We start from the raw sequence: 15,388 nt of genomic DNA, 5'->3' as shown, positions 1-15,388 counted from the left end.
CTCCCCGGTGGTGACGCTCGGCGAGGACGGCGGGTGGCACCTTCCGGACCGCGCCCGTGCGCACGGTCGTCGCCTCGGTCAAGACGGACGGCGTTCAGGTGTCCCAGCGGCGGGCGGCGGCCCCGCTCGCGCGGCACCCGGGCCATGACACGGGCGACCTGACGGCTCCGGGGGAGAACACGGCCCACCGTCCCCGGCACCCGACCGGATCGGCTTCGACGGCGCCCGCCGCTTCCTCACCGTGGAGGCCGTGCCATGAGGTCCGGCTCCCCAGGGCGGCCGGTGCTCATGGACACAGCGGTGGGGCACCCCTCGTGCACTGCGCCGGAATGCCCCGTCCGTTCACTCGAACCGGCGTGCCGAGCCGTTCCGCTACTTCGCCGGAGGCGCTGACCGCTGCGGGGCTATCGGGGTGGCCGCCGCCGACTGGGGGGAGTCCGCGTTGGAGTACACCGACGGGGCCGCGACCGTGGTCGTCGGGTCGGGGGTGTCCTCCTGGTCCTCGACGGCCGTCGCGCCGCCCACGATGCGGATGCTCGCCGCGTCGAACGCCCGCTTGATCCGCCAGCGCAGCTCCCGCTCCACCGTCACCGACTTGCCCGGCATCGTCCGGGCCGAGACCCGGACCACCATGGAGTCGAGCAGCACGGAGTCCAGTCCGAGCACCTCGATCGGGCTCCACAGCAGCTCGTTCCAGGGCTCTTCCTTGCCCATCTTCTCGGCGACCTCGTCCAGCGTGGCCTTCACCCGGTCCAGGTCCTCGCTCGCCCGCACGGTCACGTCGACCCCGGCCGTCGCCCAGCCCTGGGACAGGTTGCCGATCCGCTTGACCTCGCCGTTGCGGACGTACCAGATCTCCCCGTTGTCGCCGCGCAGCTTCGTCACGCGCAGCCCGACCTCGATCACCTCGCCGGTGGCCACACCCGCGTCGATCACGTCCCCGACGCCGTACTGGTCCTCCAGGATCATGAACACGCCGGAGAGAAAGTCCGTGACCAGGTTGCGCGCGCCGAAACCGATCGCCACGCCCGCGACGCCGGCCGACGCCAGCAGCGGCGCCAGGTTGATCTTGAAGGTGCCCAGCACCATCAGCGCGGCCGTGCCCAGGATGAGGAAGCTCGCCACCGAGCGCAGCACCGAGCCGATCGCCGCCGATCGCTGCCGGCGCCGCTCGGCGTTGACCAGCAGCCCGCCCAGCGCAGTGCCGTCCACGGCCGGCGCGGTGCGGCCCATCCGGTCTATCAGCTTGGTGATCGCCCGCCGCACCACCGCGCGCAGCCCGACCGCCACGACCACGATCAGCAGGATCTGCAATCCCATCGCGAGCCATGTCGACCAGTTCTGCTCGACCCAGCTCGCCGCGTTCGTCGCGCTCTCCTGGGCGTCCTGGAGCGTCGGCACGGCCGGGGCCGTCGATCCCGACGGCGACGGCGAAGGAGACGGCGATGCGCCGGCGGCCAGGACGGCGGCGGGCAGGGACGACACGGCAGGTACCTCCCAGGTGCTGCGCGGTCCGTACCGGCGGGGCGGTCAAGGTCACGAAAAGGTCACCGGACGGACAGGACCACCACACTAACGGGGCATTGTGAATGCCTCGTGCCGATCCGCGCAGGAGGCGCGCAGGAGAGACACGGCTCACGCGGGCTTGAACAGGCCATGATCCGGGGGATGAATCAGGATGTGGTCGAAAACACTCCCAGCCCGTTACCGGGACATGGTGGCGCGTCCACCAGGCATGAGGAGAGACTGACTGCAGTTCGTCCCGGCGCGAGCCACGCGCCGCCGACGCCCAAGGAGGCACCCGTGCCGCATGTCCTGGTCCTCAACGCGTCGTACGAGCCGCTCGGCGTCGTACCGCTCCGCCGCGCGCTCGTCCTCGTCCTGGAGAACAAGGCCGTCTCCCTGGAGGAATCCGGCGCCTATATGCACAGCGCGACCGTCACGCTCCCCGCACCCAGCGTGGTCCGGCTCAAGCGATTCGTCCGGGTCCCCTATCGGGGGCCTGTTCCTCTGACCCGCCGTGCGCTGTTCGCGCGCGACGGGGGCCGGTGCATGTACTGCGGTGGCGTCGCAACCAGCGTCGACCACGTCATCCCGCGCAGTCGCGGGGGCAAGCACGTCTGGGACAACGTGGTGGCGTCCTGCCGCCGCTGCAACCACGTCAAGGCCGACCGTCACCTCGTGGAACTGGGCTGGCGGCTGCGGCACAAACCGGCTCCGCCGACGGGGCTGGCCTGGCGGATCATCGGCACGGGGCATCGTGACCCGCGCTGGTTGCCGTACTTGCAGCCGTACGGCGCGGACGATGCTCTGGCCCGGATCGACGGCATCTCTGCCTAGATCCGGGCCGGTGTGTCTGCGCCTGCGGAAAGGAGCAGCGGTGGTTCGTCGGCGGGCGCGGGCTCGTGGGGCGCCTTCGGTTCAGATCCGCGGCCCCTCCGGGCGGGCCCCGCGCGCCGCGTACAGGGCCGTGCCCACCGCGAACGCGGTCAGGGCCACCGCCCAGGCGCCCGGCTGGGCGCCCGGCTGCATCGGCCAGGCCCACACCGTGGCCGCGCGGCCATGGGCGGCGCCCGAGCCCAGGTAGACGGCGGTCACGTAGGCGAACGCGGGGAGCCAGCTCAGGCGTGCGCCCAGGAGGACGGCCGCCGTCGCGGTGACGCCCGTGCAGCCCAGGGTGTTGCGGATGACGGCGGGCGGGCCGAAGGTGTCCGTGTGGCCGAGCACGGCCGGGAGGACCAGCAGGGCCGCCAGTGCGGTCAGGGCCGTCAGCTGGGCCAGCCGGCGCGGCCACCAGGGGCGTACGGCCGTGCGGTCCAGCTCGTCCGAGGCGCTGTACAGGCTCGCTCCGATCACCGCCGACGCCAGCAGCGGCGCCAGCGCGACGATCGGCACCCGGCGGTCGGGATCGAGGTAGGCGTCCAGCCGGCCGGCCGCCCAGAGGGCGAAGGCGGCGGTGCCGACGAGCGCGGCCAGGGTGGCGGGGAGCGCCCGGGAGCGGGCGTACAGGGCGAGTCCGGTCACAGGGCCGGCACCTCCTTCGAGTCGAGTCCGGTCACAGGGCCGGCACCCCCTTGGCGTCACAGTCGGCGCGGGCCGCGAAGTAGGCCGACAGCCACTCCCGGCGCGTCCGCTCGTCCATGCCGGCCAGCTTCGCCCGGGCGGCGCGGCGCTCGCGCAGGTCGGCGCGCTGGGCCGTGTCGCCCCGGGCGTCGTCCTCGTCGATCGCCTTCCGCGTCGAGGTCGGCACGAGGTAGTACTCCACCGCGTCGTCCGCCCTGCGTTCCCGGGCAGTCAGGGGCCCCTCGGGACAGTCGTAGCCCTCCAGCGCGGTGACGGCCTCCCACGCGAACTGCTCCGGATCGGTCAGCCGCCCCCGTACGGCCGACCAGCCCAGCGGGGTGATGCCCGGCAGCTGGGCCTCGTCGGCGCGCGGGGCGCCGCCGTGGTCCGCCCACCGCACCGGCAGGTTCCGCACGCCGTGCAGCTTGTCCGTGACCCCCGACAGCGCGTCGCTGACCTGCGGGAGCATCCCGGCGTACCGGGCGTTGACACACACCGCCGGGGCGGTGGAGGTGTCGCACACCTGACGGCGGGCGATCGGGTTGGCACGCCACAGGCCGTCCCCGGTCTGCGCGAGCAGCGTGCCCGCGGCCAGCGCGGCGGCCAGCGGCAGCAGGGCCGTCACCCGGCGCCGGGCCGCGTACGCCAGCGCGGCGGCGACCGCGAGTCCGCCCGTCCACAGCGCCATGGCCCACGGCTGCCACCACACGGGCAGCTCGCCGGTCAGGGGCGAGGTGGTGGGACTCAGGACACGGCCGGGGGCCGAGCGGACGGTCGTCACGATCCCCAGGCCCACGTAGCCGGCCATCGCGAGCAGCGGTGCCGCGAGCCGCGTCGGCACCGCCCGGCCCACCACGTGCCCGGTCAGCGCGCCCGCCGCCATCGCCACCGTGTCCCCGGGCAGCAGCGCCAGGTGGGGGTGGTCGCCCTGGGCGTAGGGCCAGGTGGCGAGCTGGGCCAGGACCACGGTCAGCAGATAGCTCGCGGCCACCCAGAGCGCCACGGGCAGTGCCGCGGTCAGCAGACGGGCCAGTGGCGGCCGTACGGTCGTCGCCCACAGCTCGTCGGTACGGCGCCGGCGCTCCCGGCCGCCCTGCCAGCAGCCCGCCGCCGCGGCCAGGGGGAGGGTGATCAGCATCGCCGAGTGCACCTGGCCGGCGGTCTCCGACCAGCCGCCCTGCCACTGGTCCGCCTTCGCCCACAGCGTCACGCCGAGCGTGAGCGGTATCGCGGCCCCCGCCCAGGGCGCGAAACCCCGCACCCACTCGGCGCGCAGCGGGTGCGGCGCGCGCGGGGGCGCCTTCGGCTCGGTGACGAGGGTCATCGGACCGCCTCCCGAGCACCCGGCGCGCGGTGCGCCCGCAGCGCCGCCGTGTACCCGCGCTCGATCGGATGGTCGCCCGGCCCGTCCGACGCCTCGCCGAGCAGGGTGAGCGCCTCGGGGGTGCCCCGGTACGCGATCCGGCCCCCGTCCAGCAGGGTGACCTCGGTGCAGGCGGCGGCCACGTCCTCCACCAGGTGGGTGGAGACCACCACCGTCGCCGAGGTGCCCAGTTCGCGCAGCAGCTCGCGGAACTCCACCCGCTGCTCCGGGTCCAGACCGGCGGTCGGCTCGTCCAGCAGCAGGACGGCGGGGTCGTTGACGATGGCCTGGGCGATGCCGACCCGGCGGACCATGCCGCCGGACAGCGTCCGGACCTTGGCGTCGATACGGTCCGCGAGACCGACCCGGGCCACCGCCCGCTCCACGGCCGCCGGCACGTCCGCCGCCGGCATCTCCTTCAGCCAGGCCACGTACGCGACGAACTCCCGCACGGTGAAACCCGGGTAGTAGCCGAACTCCTGCGGCAGATAGCCCAGGCGGCGCCGCACCCCGGCCAGCCCGCGGTGACCGGCGGTGTCCTCGCCGAGCAGCTCCACCCGGCCGGCGTCCGGCCGCGCCACCGTGGCCAGCACCCGGATCAGCGAGGTCTTCCCCGCCCCGTTCGGCCCCAGCAGCCCGTGCACACCGGTGCCGAGCACCAGGTCGAGCGAGTCGAGGGCGAGCGTCTTGCGGTGCCGGACCCGCAGGCCGGTCACACGTATGGAACTCATCGTCTCTCCAGGGGAGGGCACGGGGACCCCATGGCGGGTCCCGGGGTTCGGGTCAGAAGTGATCGGGGCGGCAGGCTCTGGTGAGCCTGGTGAGCGTGGCTGTGGCGCAGGACCCTGCGGGAAGCGGCGAGGGCGTCGTCACGGGCGCAGGGGGCGGTCGTACGCCGGACGCCGTGCCGTCAGCAGGGTCGCGCTCAGGACGGCAGCCGCCGCCCACGCGCTCTGCGCGGCGACGCCGTCCAGGCAGCGGGAGAGCTGCTCGGCCAGCCGCAGGGTCGCCGCACCGCCCGGCGCGACCGCCACCGGTGCCAGGACGGCGCACAGCCAGCCGCCGCCCGTCACCCCGGCCGCCGCACGGCACCCGACGAAGGAGGCCAGGGCCAGCGAGGCCAGCGCCAGCGCCAGCCCGGGCAGCAGCCAGGCCACCGCGGCGGGGGCACCCGAGGCGGGCAGCAGCAGCCCGGTGAGGGTCAGCAGGGGCAGGCTCACCGCGAGCACGGCGACCGTACGGGTGAGCGCGAGCCGCAGCCCGCCGCCCGGTGTGGCCGCGGTGACCTCGTGCAAGGGGTCCGCGTGCGGGCCGTAGGACAGGGTGACCCCGGCGACGGGCACCACGGGGGCGATGGCCAGCAGCAACGCGCGTGCCCCGGGGAACCCGGCCCCGTACGACATGGCCAGCGCGGCCACCGCCACGCCGAGCACGGCCGGCAGCCAGGCCCCGCGCACGGCGGGCCCGGCGGCCCACAGCAGCCGGGCGAGCCGCGACGAGCCGGGCCGCCCGCCGGCCGGCGGGCGGCCCGGCAGGAGGGCTTCCGGCGCCGACGTCCCACCCGCCCGCCCGGCGACCGGTTCCGCCGCTGCGACCGCCCCCGGCGCCGACTCCAGCACCGCCGTCCGTACCGCCGCGAGGACCGTCCCCGCCGCCGTGCCGCGTACCGCGGCCGACACCCGGGACGCGCACGTCGCGCAGTCCTCCACGTGTTTCTCCAGGGACCAGGCGTCCGGGTCCGGCAGGGTGCCCTCGGCGTAGCGGGTGACCTGGTCGCCGGGGATGTGCCACTGGTGGCTGTCGCGGTGGGTCATGCCGTGCCTCCCAACGGGGACGGGTTCAGCTGGGCCAGCGCTTCGCGCAGTTCCGCGCGGGCGCGGCGGGCCCGGGACTTGACCGTGCCCTCCGGGATGCCGAGGAGCCGGGCCGCCTCCCGGGTGCTCAGCCCGTCGACGACCGTGGCCCGCAGCACCTCCCGCAGCTCGGGGGAGATCCGGTCGAGCGCGGTGCCCACATCGCCGTACTCCAGACCCGCCAGCACCCGGTCCTCGGCGGACGGCGCGGCGGCGGACCCGTACCGCCCGGAGGACTCCGGCTCCGGCAGCGGTCCCGCGACCCGCGCGGCCCGCTCCTGCGCCCGCCGCGCGTCGACCAGCCGGCGCGCGGCGATCGTCCACAGCCAGCCGCCGGCCTCCTGGCCGCGGTGCCCGGCCGCCGACCGCCACACCGTGACGAACGTGTCCTGGAGCACCTCCCGCACCAGCTCGGGGTCGGCGCACCGGCGCGTCAGCCGCGCGTGCAGCCACCCGGCGTGCCGGTCGTACAGGGCGGCCATCGCCGAGGCGTCCCCCTGCGCGACGGCCCGCAACAGGGCCGCGTCCCCGCCGCTCCCGTCGTCCTTCTCCCGCTGGCCCCCCATGGGGCGGAACAGTCTCACACCCCCTCTATCGATCACAGGGCCCGTGCCGGATCACCCCGGCCCCGGTTTTTGCCGCGCGTGGCGGCGGGCTCACGGGGTAGGCCTGCCGTAACCCGTCCAAAGCCGCAGCATCCGCACACCGACAAGGAGTCCCCCGTGGCCGTACCGGTCCGACTCACGATCCCGGCCCAGCTCAAACCCGTGGCGGAGCCGTCCGCCGAGACCGACGCGGCGCCGCTGTGGGTGTTCAGCGCGGAGAGCGCCTGCGCGCAGGCACCGCTGACCAGCGAGCCGCCGCTGCCCGACGCCGAGCCCCTGACCAGCGAGCCCCCGCTCGCCGAGGCCGCCCCGCTGACCAGCGAGTCCGACCCGGTCCCGGACTCCTTCGCGCCGGGGCTGTAGATGGCCGCGGCGCCCGACGAGCACCCCACCGCGGACCTCGCCCGGCTCGCCGAGCTGCACGGGGTCGCCACGTCCTACCGCCCCGCCCCGGACCGCACCGTCCAGGTCCCCGCCTCCGCCGTGACCGCCGCCCTCGCCGCTCTCGGCGTCGACGCGGCCGGCCCGGACGCCGTACGCGCCGCCCTCGCCGCCCGGGAGCGTGAACTGCGCGAGCGCCTGCTGCCGCCGACGGTGGTCCAGTGGGCCGGCGCGGAACCGCCCGCCGCCCTCACCGCGCTGCCCGCCGGCACCCGGCTGCGCGTCCGGACCGAGGACGGGGAGGAACGGGACGGCGCCGGGGATCTTCCGCTCGGCGTCCACCGGCTGACCGCCACCGCGCCCGACGGGCGCAGCGGTGAGGCGTGTCTCGTCGTGGCCCCGGACCGGCTGCCCGCCCCGCCCGGTCGCTCCTACGGCCTCCTCGTCCAGCTCTACTCCCTGCTCTCCCGCCGCTCCTGGGGCATGGGCGACCTCGCCGACCTCGCCGAGCTGGCCGGCTGGGCCGGACGCACCGCCGGCGCCGGGTTCGTCCAGGTCAACCCGCTGCACGCGGCCGTACCCGGCGCCCCCACCGACCCCTCCCCGTACCGACCCTCCTCCCGCCGCTTCCCCGACCCCGTCCACCTGCGGATCGAGGACGTCCCCGAGTACGCGTACGCCGAGGACCGCGAGCGGCTCGACGGGCTGCTGGAGCGGGCCGGACGGCTGCGCGCCGCCGTCCTGGACAAGGGCGCCCTCATCGACCGGGACGCGGTGTGGGAGCTGAAGCGGGAGGCGCTGGAGCTGGTCGCGCGGGTCCCTCTCGGGCCCGGCCGCCAGGCAGCCTACGACGCCTTCCGCGCCGCCCACGGCCAGGCCCTGGACGACCACGCCACCTGGTGCGCCCTCGCCGAGATCCACGGCTCCGACTGGCACCGCTGGCCGGACGGGCTGCGCGACCCCCGCTCGGCCGCCACGGCCGGGGCGCGGGGGGAGCTCGCCGACCGGGTGGAGTTCCACACCCGCCTCGCCTGGCTCACCGACGGCCAGCTCCGCGCCGCCCAGCGCGCCGCCCGCGAGGCCGGCATGCCCGTCGGGATCGTGCACGACCTCGCCGTCGGCGTGCACCCGGCGGGCGCCGACGCCTGGGCCCAGCAGGACGTGTTCGCCGCCGGGATGTCCGTCGGCGCCCCGCCGGACGCCTTCAACGCCCGCGGCCAGGACTGGGGGCTGCCGCCCTGGCGCCCCGACCGGCTCGCCGCTACCGGCCACGCCCCCTACCGCGATCTCCTGCGCGCCCTGTTCCGCTACGCCGGCGCCCTGCGCATCGACCACGTCATGGGCCTGTTCCGGCTCTGGTGGGTCCCCCAGGGCAGCCCGCCCACCGACGGCACGTACGTCCGCTACGACGCCGACGCCATGCTCGCGATCCTGGCCCTGGAGGCGGCCCGCGCGGGCGCCGTCGTGATCGGCGAGGACCTCGGCACCGTCGAGCCCGGCGTGCGCGAGACACTCCAGCGGCGCGGGGTGCTCGGCACCTCCGTGCTCTGGTTCGAACGGGACTGGGAGGGCGACGGCCACCCGCTGCCGCCCGACCGCTGGCGCGCCGACTGCCTGGCCACCGCCACCACCCACGACCTGCCGCCCACCGCCGCCCGGCTCACCGGCGACCACGTCGAGCTGCGCGACCGCCTCGGCCTGCTCACCCGTTCGGCCGCCGAGGAACGCGCCGAGGCCGCCGCCGACACCGCGGAGTGGCTCGCCCTGCTCGGCAGCCTCGGTCTGCTGGACAGCCCGGCGGCCGGACCGCCCGGCTCCGACGAGGAGGAGGAGATCCGCGCCGTCCACCGCTTCCTGCTGCGCACCCCCGCCCGGCTGATCGGCGTCTGGCTCCCGGACGGCATCGGCGACCGCCGCCCGCAGAACCTGCCGGGCACCTGGGACCAGTACCCGAACTGGCGGCTGCCGGTCGCCGACCCCGACGGCCGCCCCGTGCCCCTGGAGGAACTGGTGACCTCTCCCCGGCTCCGGGCCCTGCTGGAGGTGCTGCGCTGACCGCCCCCGCCCCCGTACGGGCACCCCGGCCGCGCGGCCCCGGCGGCGGTTCGCTAACTTGATTCCGTGGACAAGAAGAACGCCCTGCGCGCCGGCGCCCTGGCCGCCGGTACGACGCTGATGATGCTGCTCATGTCGTCCCCCGCGCTCGCGCTGACCCGCGACGACGGCGACGACCCCGGCAAGGGCCTGAGCGTCATCGAGACGCTGGGCCTGTACGTCTTTGCCCCGGTGGTGCTGTTCCTGGTCATCGCCGGTCTGGTGATGGCCCTCGACAAGTCCCGGGCCAAGAAGGACACCACCTCGTCCAACATCAACGTCAAGTCCGACGCACAGGCCAAGGCCTGACCGACCGTCGGTTCGTTCGCCGGGGGCGCCGGTCCTCCCGTCGGTACGCGCGCACGCCGTACCCGGGTGAGACCGGCGCCTCCGGCGTTTCCGTGAACGCGCTCGGCGTCTTCGCGAGCGCCCCCGGCGTCCTCGTGAACGTCCTCCGCGCTGCCGACGGCGGCTAGCCGGCCGTCGCGTCGAGCAGCTTGCGCAGCAGTCCGGCCAGGTGGCCGGCCTCCTCGGCGTCCAGGGCGGACAGGGCGGCGCTCTCCTCCGCCAGCCCGGCGCCCACCGCCTCGTCGATCAGCCGCAGCCCCTCCTCGGTGAGCGTCACCTTCAGGCCGCGCCGGTCGTGCGGGTCGGGGGAGCGGCGCAGCAGTCCGGCGCTCTCCAGCTTGTCGAGCCGGCCGGTCATCCCGCCGGTGGTGAGCATGAGCGTGGCCGACAGCTGGCGGGGCGAGAGGGTGTACGGCTCGCCGGACCGGCGCAGGGTGGCCAGGACGTCGAACTCGCCGCGGGAGATGCCGTAGGGCTTGTACGCCCTCTCCATCCGGTCGCCCATCGCGCGCGAGAGCCGGAAGATCCGGCCGAAGACCTCCATGGCGCGGGTGTCCAGATCGGGCCGCACGCGCGCCCACTGCTCGATGATCGCGTCGACGGTGTCGGCGGGCTGTGGCTGCATGCGCTGAGTATCGGCCCGATTCCGCTCGCCCGCAAGAAAGCCACTTGACGCTAAGTTGCTTAGGACTAAGCTACTTAAGGGTGAGCCACCAGGCCGCGCACGCTTCCGGAAGGGGCCACTGCCATGCCCATCCGTCCCCGCACCACGGTCATCGCCGTCACCGCCCTCGCCCCCATCTCCTGGGGCACGACGTACGCGGTCACCACGGAGTTCCTGCCGCCGGACCGCCCCCTGTTCACGGCCCTGGCGCGCGCCCTGCCCGCCGGGCTGCTGCTGCTCGCCCTCACCCGGGTGCTGCCGCGCGGCGCCTGGTGGGCCAAGGCGGCCGTGCTCGGGGCACTCAACATCGGCGCGTTCTTCCCGCTGCTGTTCGTCGCTGCGTACCGGCTGCCCGGGGGGATGGCCGCGGTCGTCGGCTCGGCCGGCCCGCTGTTCGTCGTCGGACTCTCCGCCCTGCTCCTCGGCCGGCGACCGGCCCCGCGCACGCTGCTCACCGGGCTGATGGCCGCGTGCGGAGTCAGCCTCGTCGTGCTGAAGGGGGCCGGCGCGCTCGACCTGGTCGGCGTCCTCGCGGCCCTCGCGTCCACCGCCGCCATGGCCGCCGGCACCGTGCTGACCAAGCGCTGGGGCCGCCCGGACGGGGTCGGCCCGCTCGCGCTCACCGGCTGGCAGCTCACCGCGGGCGGCCTGTTCATCGCCCCGGTCGCCCTCCTGGCCGAGGGCGCCCCGCCCGCCCTCGACGTCCGTGCAGCCGGCGGCTACCTCTACCTCGCCCTGGCCAACACGGCCGTCGCCTACTGGCTCTGGTTCCGCGGCATCGGCCGGCTCCCCGCCACCCAGGCCGCCTTCCTGGGCCCCCTCTCCCCGCTGACCGCGGCGGTCACCGGCTGGGCGGCCCTCGGCCAGACGCTCACCCCGGTGCAGCTGGCGGGCATGGCGCTGGCGTTCGGGGCAACCGTGGCGGGGCAGTCCGGAGGCGGGCGGGGACCGTTCACCGGACGGAATCGTCGGCGGCCGGGGAGTCACGGTCCGTCGCGGCCCGAGATGCTGACTCACCGAAGGCCGGTTAGCGTGAAGTAAAAGGGCCGCGATCAGGGGTGTGCCCGCCGCAGGCGGCGAGTGCCCTGTTCACCGGGACCGGCAGCCGATGTGGCCAGGCCTGCTGCTCGTCCCCCGCGGCAACACCTACGACCGCGCCGTGCCACGTTCGCACCGCGGCCGCGGCCATCGCCCCCGGACCGGAAACCCCGTGCGGGCGTGGAAGGAAGGTAGGCCCATGACAGTACGTAGCGTGAGGCGTCTCTTCGCGGTATCCGCCGCCGGCGTCCTCCTGGCGGGTGGTGCCGCGATCGGTACGGCGGGTACGGCCTCGGCGGCCACCCCGCATCAGGTCACGACCAACCGCGGCTGCTTCGACCGCGGCTTCGGGTTCAACAACTGCTACGGCAACGGCTTCTACAACGGCTTCCGCAACGGCTTCTACGGCTCGGGCTTCGTCCCCGGCTTCGGCGGCGGCGGCGTCGTGGTGGTCGTCGTCAACTGACAGCCGGTCACGGTCCCGGACCGCTGAACCCAACCCCGATGCCGGACGGGCCCGAGCCCGCCCGGCATCGGCATGCCGCCCCCGCCGAACCGGTCACTCCGGCGAGAACTCGTACTGCAACTCGTAGAGATGACCTGCCTTGACCATGACGGTGGCTTCGATGGGCCGGTCGTCGTCGCTGTAGACCACGCGCAGGGTACGGAGTACCGGAAGATCGCTGGGCAGCCGCAACGCCTGGTACTGCTCCTGTGCAGACCGCCAACGCGCAGGGGCGCCCGGTGCCGCACCGGGCGCCCCCGTCGCCGTATCGGCGGCTACTCGGCGGAGGCCGCCGCGTCCGCCGCCTGGGCCTTCAGGGCCCGTTCGATGCCCGCGCGGGACTCCGAGACGAGGCGGCGCAGGGCCGCGGTCGGCTCGGCCGAGGCCAGCCAGGCGTCCGTCTTGGCCAGGGTCTCCTCGGAGACCTGGACGGACGGGTAGAGGCCGATCGCGATCTGCTGGGCGATCTCGTGCGAACGGGAGTCCCAGATGCCCTTGACGACCTCGAAGTACTTGTCCGTGTACGGCGCGAGCAGCTCCCGCTGGTCGATCTGCACGAAGCCGCCGATCACGGCCTCCTGCACGGCGTTCGGCAGCTTGTCGGAGTCGATGACCGAGGACCAGGCCTCCGCCTTCGCCTCCGGCGTCGGGCGGGCCGCGCGGGCGGTGGCCGCGTGCCGCTCGCCGGCGGCCGTCTTGTCCCGCTCGTACTCGCCCGCGATCTCCGCCTCGTCGTACCGGCCGACGGCCGCGAGCCGCTGGACGAACGCCCAGCGCAGCTCGGTGTCCACGGCCAGGCCCTCGACGGTCTGCGTGCCGTCGAGCAGGGCCTCCAGCAGGTCCAGCTGCTCCGGGGTGCGCGCGGTCGCCGCGAAGGCACGCGCCCAGGCCAGCTGGTGGTCGCTGCCCGGCTCAGCCGCGCGCAGGTGGGCCAGCGTGGCGTCGGTCCAGCGGGTCAGCAGGGCCTCGCGGGCGGCCGGGGCGGCGTACAGGTCGATGGCCAGCTTGACCTGGCGGTGCAGGGACTGCACGACGCCGATGTCGGACTCCTTGCCGATGCCGGACAGCACCAGGGAGAGGTAGTCGCGGGTGGCCAGCTCGGCGTCCCGCGTCATGTCCCAGGCCGACGCCCAGCACAGGGCGCGCGGCAGGGACGCCTCGAAGTCGCCGAGGTGCTCGGTGACGGTCGTCAGCGACTCCTCGTCCAGGCGGACCTTGGCGTAGGACAGGTCGTCGTCGTTGAGGAGGATGACCGCGGGGCGGCGCGTGCCCGTCAGCTGCGGTACGGCCGTCAGCTCACCGTCGACGTCCAGCTCGATCCGGTCGCCGCGCACCAGCTTGCCGGCGTCGGACAGGTCGTAGAGGCCGATCGCGATGCGGTGCGGGCGCAGGGTCGGCTCGCCCTTGGCGCCGGCGGGCAGCGCCGGGGCCTCCTGGCGGACGGCGAAGGAGGTGATCAGGCCCTCGGCGTCGGTCTCCACCTCCGGGCGGAGGATGTTGATGCCGGCCGTCTCCAGCCACTTCTTCGACCAGGTCTTCAGGTCGCGGCCGGAGGTCTCCTCCAGGGCGCCCAGCAGGTCGGACAGGCGCGTGTTGCCGAACGCGTGCGCCTTGAAGTACGCCTGCACGCCCTTGAAGAACTCGTCCTCGCCGACGTAGGCGACGAGCTGCTTCAGGACGGAGGCGCCCTTGGCGTACGTGATGCCGTCGAAGTTGACGAGGACGTCGTCCAGATCGCGGATGTCCGCCATGATCGGGTGCGTGGACGGCAGCTGGTCCTGCCGGTACGCCCAGGTCTTCATCGAGTTGGCGAACGTGGTCCACGAGTGCGGCCAGCGCGAGCCGGGGGCCGCGGCCTGGCAGGCGATGGAGGTGTAGGTGGCGAACGACTCGTTCAGCCACAGGTCGTTCCACCACTCCATGGTGACCAGGTCGCCGAACCACATGTGGGCCAGCTCGTGCAGGATGGTCTCCGCGCGGACCTCGTACGCCGCGTCGGTCACCTTGGACCGGAAGACGTACTGGTCGCGGATGGTCACCGCGCCCGCGTTCTCCATCGCGCCCGCGTTGAACTCGGGCACGAAGAGCTGGTCGTACTTCTTGAACGGGTACGCGTAGTCGAACTTCTCCTGGAACCAGTCGAAGCCCTGCCGCGTGACCTCGAAGATCGCGTCGGAGTCCAGGAACTCGGCGAGCGAGGGCCGGCAGTAGATGCCGAGCGGCACGGACTGCCCGTCCTTCTCGTACACGCTGTGCACGGAGTGGTACGGGCCGACGATCAGCGCGGTGATGTACGTCGAGATCCGCGGGGTCGGCTCGAAGACCCAGACGTTGTCCTTCGGCTCCGGGGTCGGCGAGTTGGAAATGACCGTCCAGCCCTCGGGCGCCCTCACGGTGAACTGGAAGGTGGCCTTCAGGTCCGGCTGCTCGAAGGAGGCGAAGACGCGGCGGGCGTCCGGGACCTCGAACTGGGTGTAGAGGTAGGCCTGGTCGTCGACCGGGTCGACGAACCTGTGCAGGCCCTCGCCGGTGTTGGTGTAGGCGCAGTCCGCGACGACCCGCAGGACGTTGGGCCCCTCCAGCAGCCCGGGCAGCGCGATCCGCGAGTCCTTGAAGACCTCGGCGGCGTCCAGGTGGTCACCGTTGAGGACCACCTCGTGGACGGCCGGGGCCACCAGGTCGATGAAGGACTCGGCACCGCCGCGGGCCACGTCGAAGCGCACCGTGGTCACGGACCGGTAGGTACCGCCCTCCTGCGCGCCGGAGAGGTCGAGATCGATCTCGTACGAGTCAACGGTGAGCAGCTCGGCCCGCTGCTGCGCCTCTTCGCGAGTCAGGTTTGTGCCAGGCACGCGGTCATCTCCTCGTTATGTGTCGGTTGCGTCATCCTTCCATGGGATCGAGGGGGAACGCGATGTCCGTATCCCGCCGGTCGGCGCGCCGCCGGAACCCGACGCTGGACCCATGACGACGACACACACGGCACGCCCCGTCGACCCGGCCGTCCTGAAGGAGCTGCGCACCGCCGACGACGCCGGCCGCCCCCCGGTCCCGGTGACCGACGAGGAGGGCGGCGCCCCGCTGCGCTGCTGCCTGCGCCACAGCGTGCCCGGCGAACGGATCGCCCTGGTCTCGTACGCGCCGCTGCGCCGCTGGGCGGCCGGGACGGGCGCCGACCCGGGGGCCTACGACGAGCAGGGCCCGGTCTTCGTCCACGCCGAGGAGTGCCCGGGCCCGGCCGGCGACGCCCTGCCCTTCACCAACTCCCACCGCGTCCTGCGCCGCTACTCGGGCGACGGCCGCATCCTCGGCGGCCGCCTGGTGGAGCACCCGGACGCCTTCGCCCCCGCCCTCACGGAGGCCTTCGCCGACCCGGAGGTGGCGGTGGTGCATGTGCGGGCGGTGGAGTACGGGTGCTTCCTGTACGAGGTGCGCCGGGGGTAGGCCGCGCAAGGCGCCGCCCTCGAACGGAGC

The 15,388-nt window shown here is 74.4% G+C and carries 15 protein-coding genes and 1 pseudogene; 7 read left to right on the top strand and 9 right to left on the bottom strand.

The window, feature by feature from the left end:
* Positions 1 to 372: 372 nt before the first annotated feature.
* Positions 373 to 1,485 carry a mechanosensitive ion channel family protein gene (locus AB0L21_RS22865; RefSeq protein WP_365786020.1) on the bottom strand — a complete coding sequence of 371 codons (1,113 nt, stop codon included), beginning with the start codon at positions 1,483 to 1,485 and terminating at the stop codon, positions 373 to 375.
* A 318-nt stretch (positions 1,486 to 1,803) separates the two neighbouring features.
* On the opposite strand from AB0L21_RS22865, the gene AB0L21_RS22860 reads away from it, so the two are divergent.
* Positions 1,804 to 2,340, top strand: a complete 537-nt coding sequence (locus tag AB0L21_RS22860; protein WP_014672759.1) for an HNH endonuclease — start codon at positions 1,804 to 1,806, stop codon at positions 2,338 to 2,340.
* 81 nt (positions 2,341 to 2,421) lie between these two features.
* On the opposite strand, the gene AB0L21_RS22855 is transcribed toward AB0L21_RS22860, so the two are convergent.
* From AB0L21_RS22855 to AB0L21_RS22835, 5 genes are all read right to left on the bottom strand, one after another.
* Complete coding sequence (locus AB0L21_RS22855; protein WP_365786018.1) at positions 2,422 to 3,024, bottom strand: hypothetical protein; 603 nt, start codon at positions 3,022 to 3,024, stop codon at positions 2,422 to 2,424.
* A gap of 31 nt (positions 3,025 to 3,055) precedes the next feature.
* Positions 3,056 to 4,387: a hypothetical protein gene (locus tag AB0L21_RS22850; RefSeq protein ID WP_365786016.1), complete on the bottom strand. Its 1,332-nt coding sequence runs from the start codon at positions 4,385 to 4,387 to the stop codon at positions 3,056 to 3,058.
* The gene (locus AB0L21_RS22845; RefSeq protein ID WP_365699869.1) at positions 4,384 to 5,157 is read right to left on the bottom strand and encodes an ABC transporter ATP-binding protein; all 774 of its coding nucleotides are present in this window, start codon (positions 5,155 to 5,157) and stop codon (positions 4,384 to 4,386) included. The genes AB0L21_RS22850 and AB0L21_RS22845 overlap by 4 nt, the downstream gene beginning before the upstream one ends.
* Before the next feature lie 138 nt (positions 5,158 to 5,295).
* Complete coding sequence (locus AB0L21_RS22840; protein ID WP_365786014.1) at positions 5,296 to 6,240, bottom strand: zf-HC2 domain-containing protein; 945 nt, start codon at positions 6,238 to 6,240, stop codon at positions 5,296 to 5,298.
* Positions 6,237 to 6,845, bottom strand: a complete 609-nt coding sequence (locus AB0L21_RS22835) for an RNA polymerase sigma factor (protein ID WP_059261577.1) — start codon at positions 6,843 to 6,845, stop codon at positions 6,237 to 6,239. The genes AB0L21_RS22840 and AB0L21_RS22835 overlap by 4 nt, the downstream gene beginning before the upstream one ends.
* 156 nt (positions 6,846 to 7,001) lie before the next feature.
* On the opposite strand from AB0L21_RS22835, the gene AB0L21_RS22830 reads away from it, so the two are divergent.
* From AB0L21_RS22830 to AB0L21_RS22820, 3 genes are all read left to right on the top strand, one after another.
* On the top strand, positions 7,002 to 7,247 hold the full coding sequence (locus AB0L21_RS22830) for a hypothetical protein (RefSeq protein WP_365699873.1): 246 nt from the start codon (positions 7,002 to 7,004) through the stop codon (positions 7,245 to 7,247).
* The gene (gene malQ / locus AB0L21_RS22825; RefSeq protein ID WP_365786012.1) at positions 7,248 to 9,320 is read left to right on the top strand and encodes a 4-alpha-glucanotransferase; all 2,073 of its coding nucleotides are present in this window, start codon (positions 7,248 to 7,250) and stop codon (positions 9,318 to 9,320) included.
* 66 nt (positions 9,321 to 9,386) lie between these two features.
* Positions 9,387 to 9,668, top strand: coding sequence for a hypothetical protein (locus AB0L21_RS22820; protein ID WP_356338383.1), 282 nt, complete (start codon positions 9,387 to 9,389; stop codon positions 9,666 to 9,668).
* Between the two features lie 163 nt (positions 9,669 to 9,831).
* On the opposite strand, the gene AB0L21_RS22815 is transcribed toward AB0L21_RS22820, so the two are convergent.
* Positions 9,832 to 10,332, bottom strand: a complete 501-nt coding sequence (locus tag AB0L21_RS22815; protein ID WP_365699877.1) for a MarR family transcriptional regulator — start codon at positions 10,330 to 10,332, stop codon at positions 9,832 to 9,834.
* Positions 10,333 to 10,455: 123 nt separating this feature from the next.
* Here AB0L21_RS22815 and AB0L21_RS22810 point away from each other — a divergent pair, with 123 nt between their 5' ends.
* Complete coding sequence (locus AB0L21_RS22810) at positions 10,456 to 11,412, top strand: EamA family transporter (RefSeq protein WP_365786010.1); 957 nt, start codon at positions 10,456 to 10,458, stop codon at positions 11,410 to 11,412.
* A 196-nt stretch (positions 11,413 to 11,608) separates the two neighbouring features.
* Positions 11,609 to 11,875, top strand: a complete 267-nt coding sequence (locus tag AB0L21_RS22805) for a hypothetical protein (protein WP_365699881.1) — start codon at positions 11,609 to 11,611, stop codon at positions 11,873 to 11,875.
* 93 nt (positions 11,876 to 11,968) lie between these two features.
* Here AB0L21_RS22805 and AB0L21_RS22800 read toward each other — a convergent pair.
* Together AB0L21_RS22800 and pepN are read right to left on the bottom strand one after the other, a co-directional pair.
* Positions 11,969 to 12,124, bottom strand: a pseudogene (locus AB0L21_RS22800) (GntR family transcriptional regulator); the annotation flags it as partial.
* A 65-nt stretch (positions 12,125 to 12,189) separates the two neighbouring features.
* On the bottom strand, positions 12,190 to 14,766 hold the full coding sequence (gene pepN / locus AB0L21_RS22795) for an aminopeptidase N (RefSeq protein ID WP_365786008.1): 2,577 nt from the start codon (positions 14,764 to 14,766) through the stop codon (positions 12,190 to 12,192).
* 112 nt (positions 14,767 to 14,878) lie between these two features.
* Between pepN and AB0L21_RS22790 the strand changes: the two genes are divergently transcribed.
* The gene (locus tag AB0L21_RS22790; protein WP_365786006.1) at positions 14,879 to 15,358 is read left to right on the top strand and encodes a DUF1203 domain-containing protein; all 480 of its coding nucleotides are present in this window, start codon (positions 14,879 to 14,881) and stop codon (positions 15,356 to 15,358) included.
* Positions 15,359 to 15,388: the final 30 nt, after the last annotated feature.

The organism is Streptomyces sp. NPDC052721 (assembly GCF_040678315.1).
Taxonomy (GTDB): domain Bacteria; phylum Actinomycetota; class Actinomycetes; order Streptomycetales; family Streptomycetaceae; genus Streptomyces.
This window is presented reverse-complemented; position numbering and strand designations above follow the sequence as displayed.

What these genes read in the sequence shown, in the direction of transcription:
- AB0L21_RS22810 (WP_365786010.1), top strand. Translation starts at nt 10,456, where the DNA reads ATGCCCATCCGTCCCCGCACCACGGTCATCGCCGTCACCGCCCTCGCC.
- AB0L21_RS22815 (WP_365699877.1), bottom strand. Translation starts at nt 10,332, where the DNA reads ATGCAGCCACAGCCCGCCGACACCGTCGACGCGATCATCGAGCAGTGG.
- AB0L21_RS22850 (WP_365786016.1), bottom strand. Translation starts at nt 4,387, where the DNA reads ATGACCCTCGTCACCGAGCCGAAGGCGCCCCCGCGCGCGCCGCACCCG.
- AB0L21_RS22805 (WP_365699881.1), top strand. Translation starts at nt 11,609, where the DNA reads ATGACAGTACGTAGCGTGAGGCGTCTCTTCGCGGTATCCGCCGCCGGC.
- AB0L21_RS22835 (WP_059261577.1), bottom strand. Translation starts at nt 6,845, where the DNA reads ATGGGGGGCCAGCGGGAGAAGGACGACGGGAGCGGCGGGGACGCGGCC.
- AB0L21_RS22845 (WP_365699869.1), bottom strand. Translation starts at nt 5,157, where the DNA reads ATGAGTTCCATACGTGTGACCGGCCTGCGGGTCCGGCACCGCAAGACG.
- malQ (WP_365786012.1), top strand. Translation starts at nt 7,248, where the DNA reads ATGGCCGCGGCGCCCGACGAGCACCCCACCGCGGACCTCGCCCGGCTC.
- AB0L21_RS22840 (WP_365786014.1), bottom strand. Translation starts at nt 6,240, where the DNA reads ATGACCCACCGCGACAGCCACCAGTGGCACATCCCCGGCGACCAGGTC.
- AB0L21_RS22790 (WP_365786006.1), top strand. Translation starts at nt 14,879, where the DNA reads ATGACGACGACACACACGGCACGCCCCGTCGACCCGGCCGTCCTGAAG.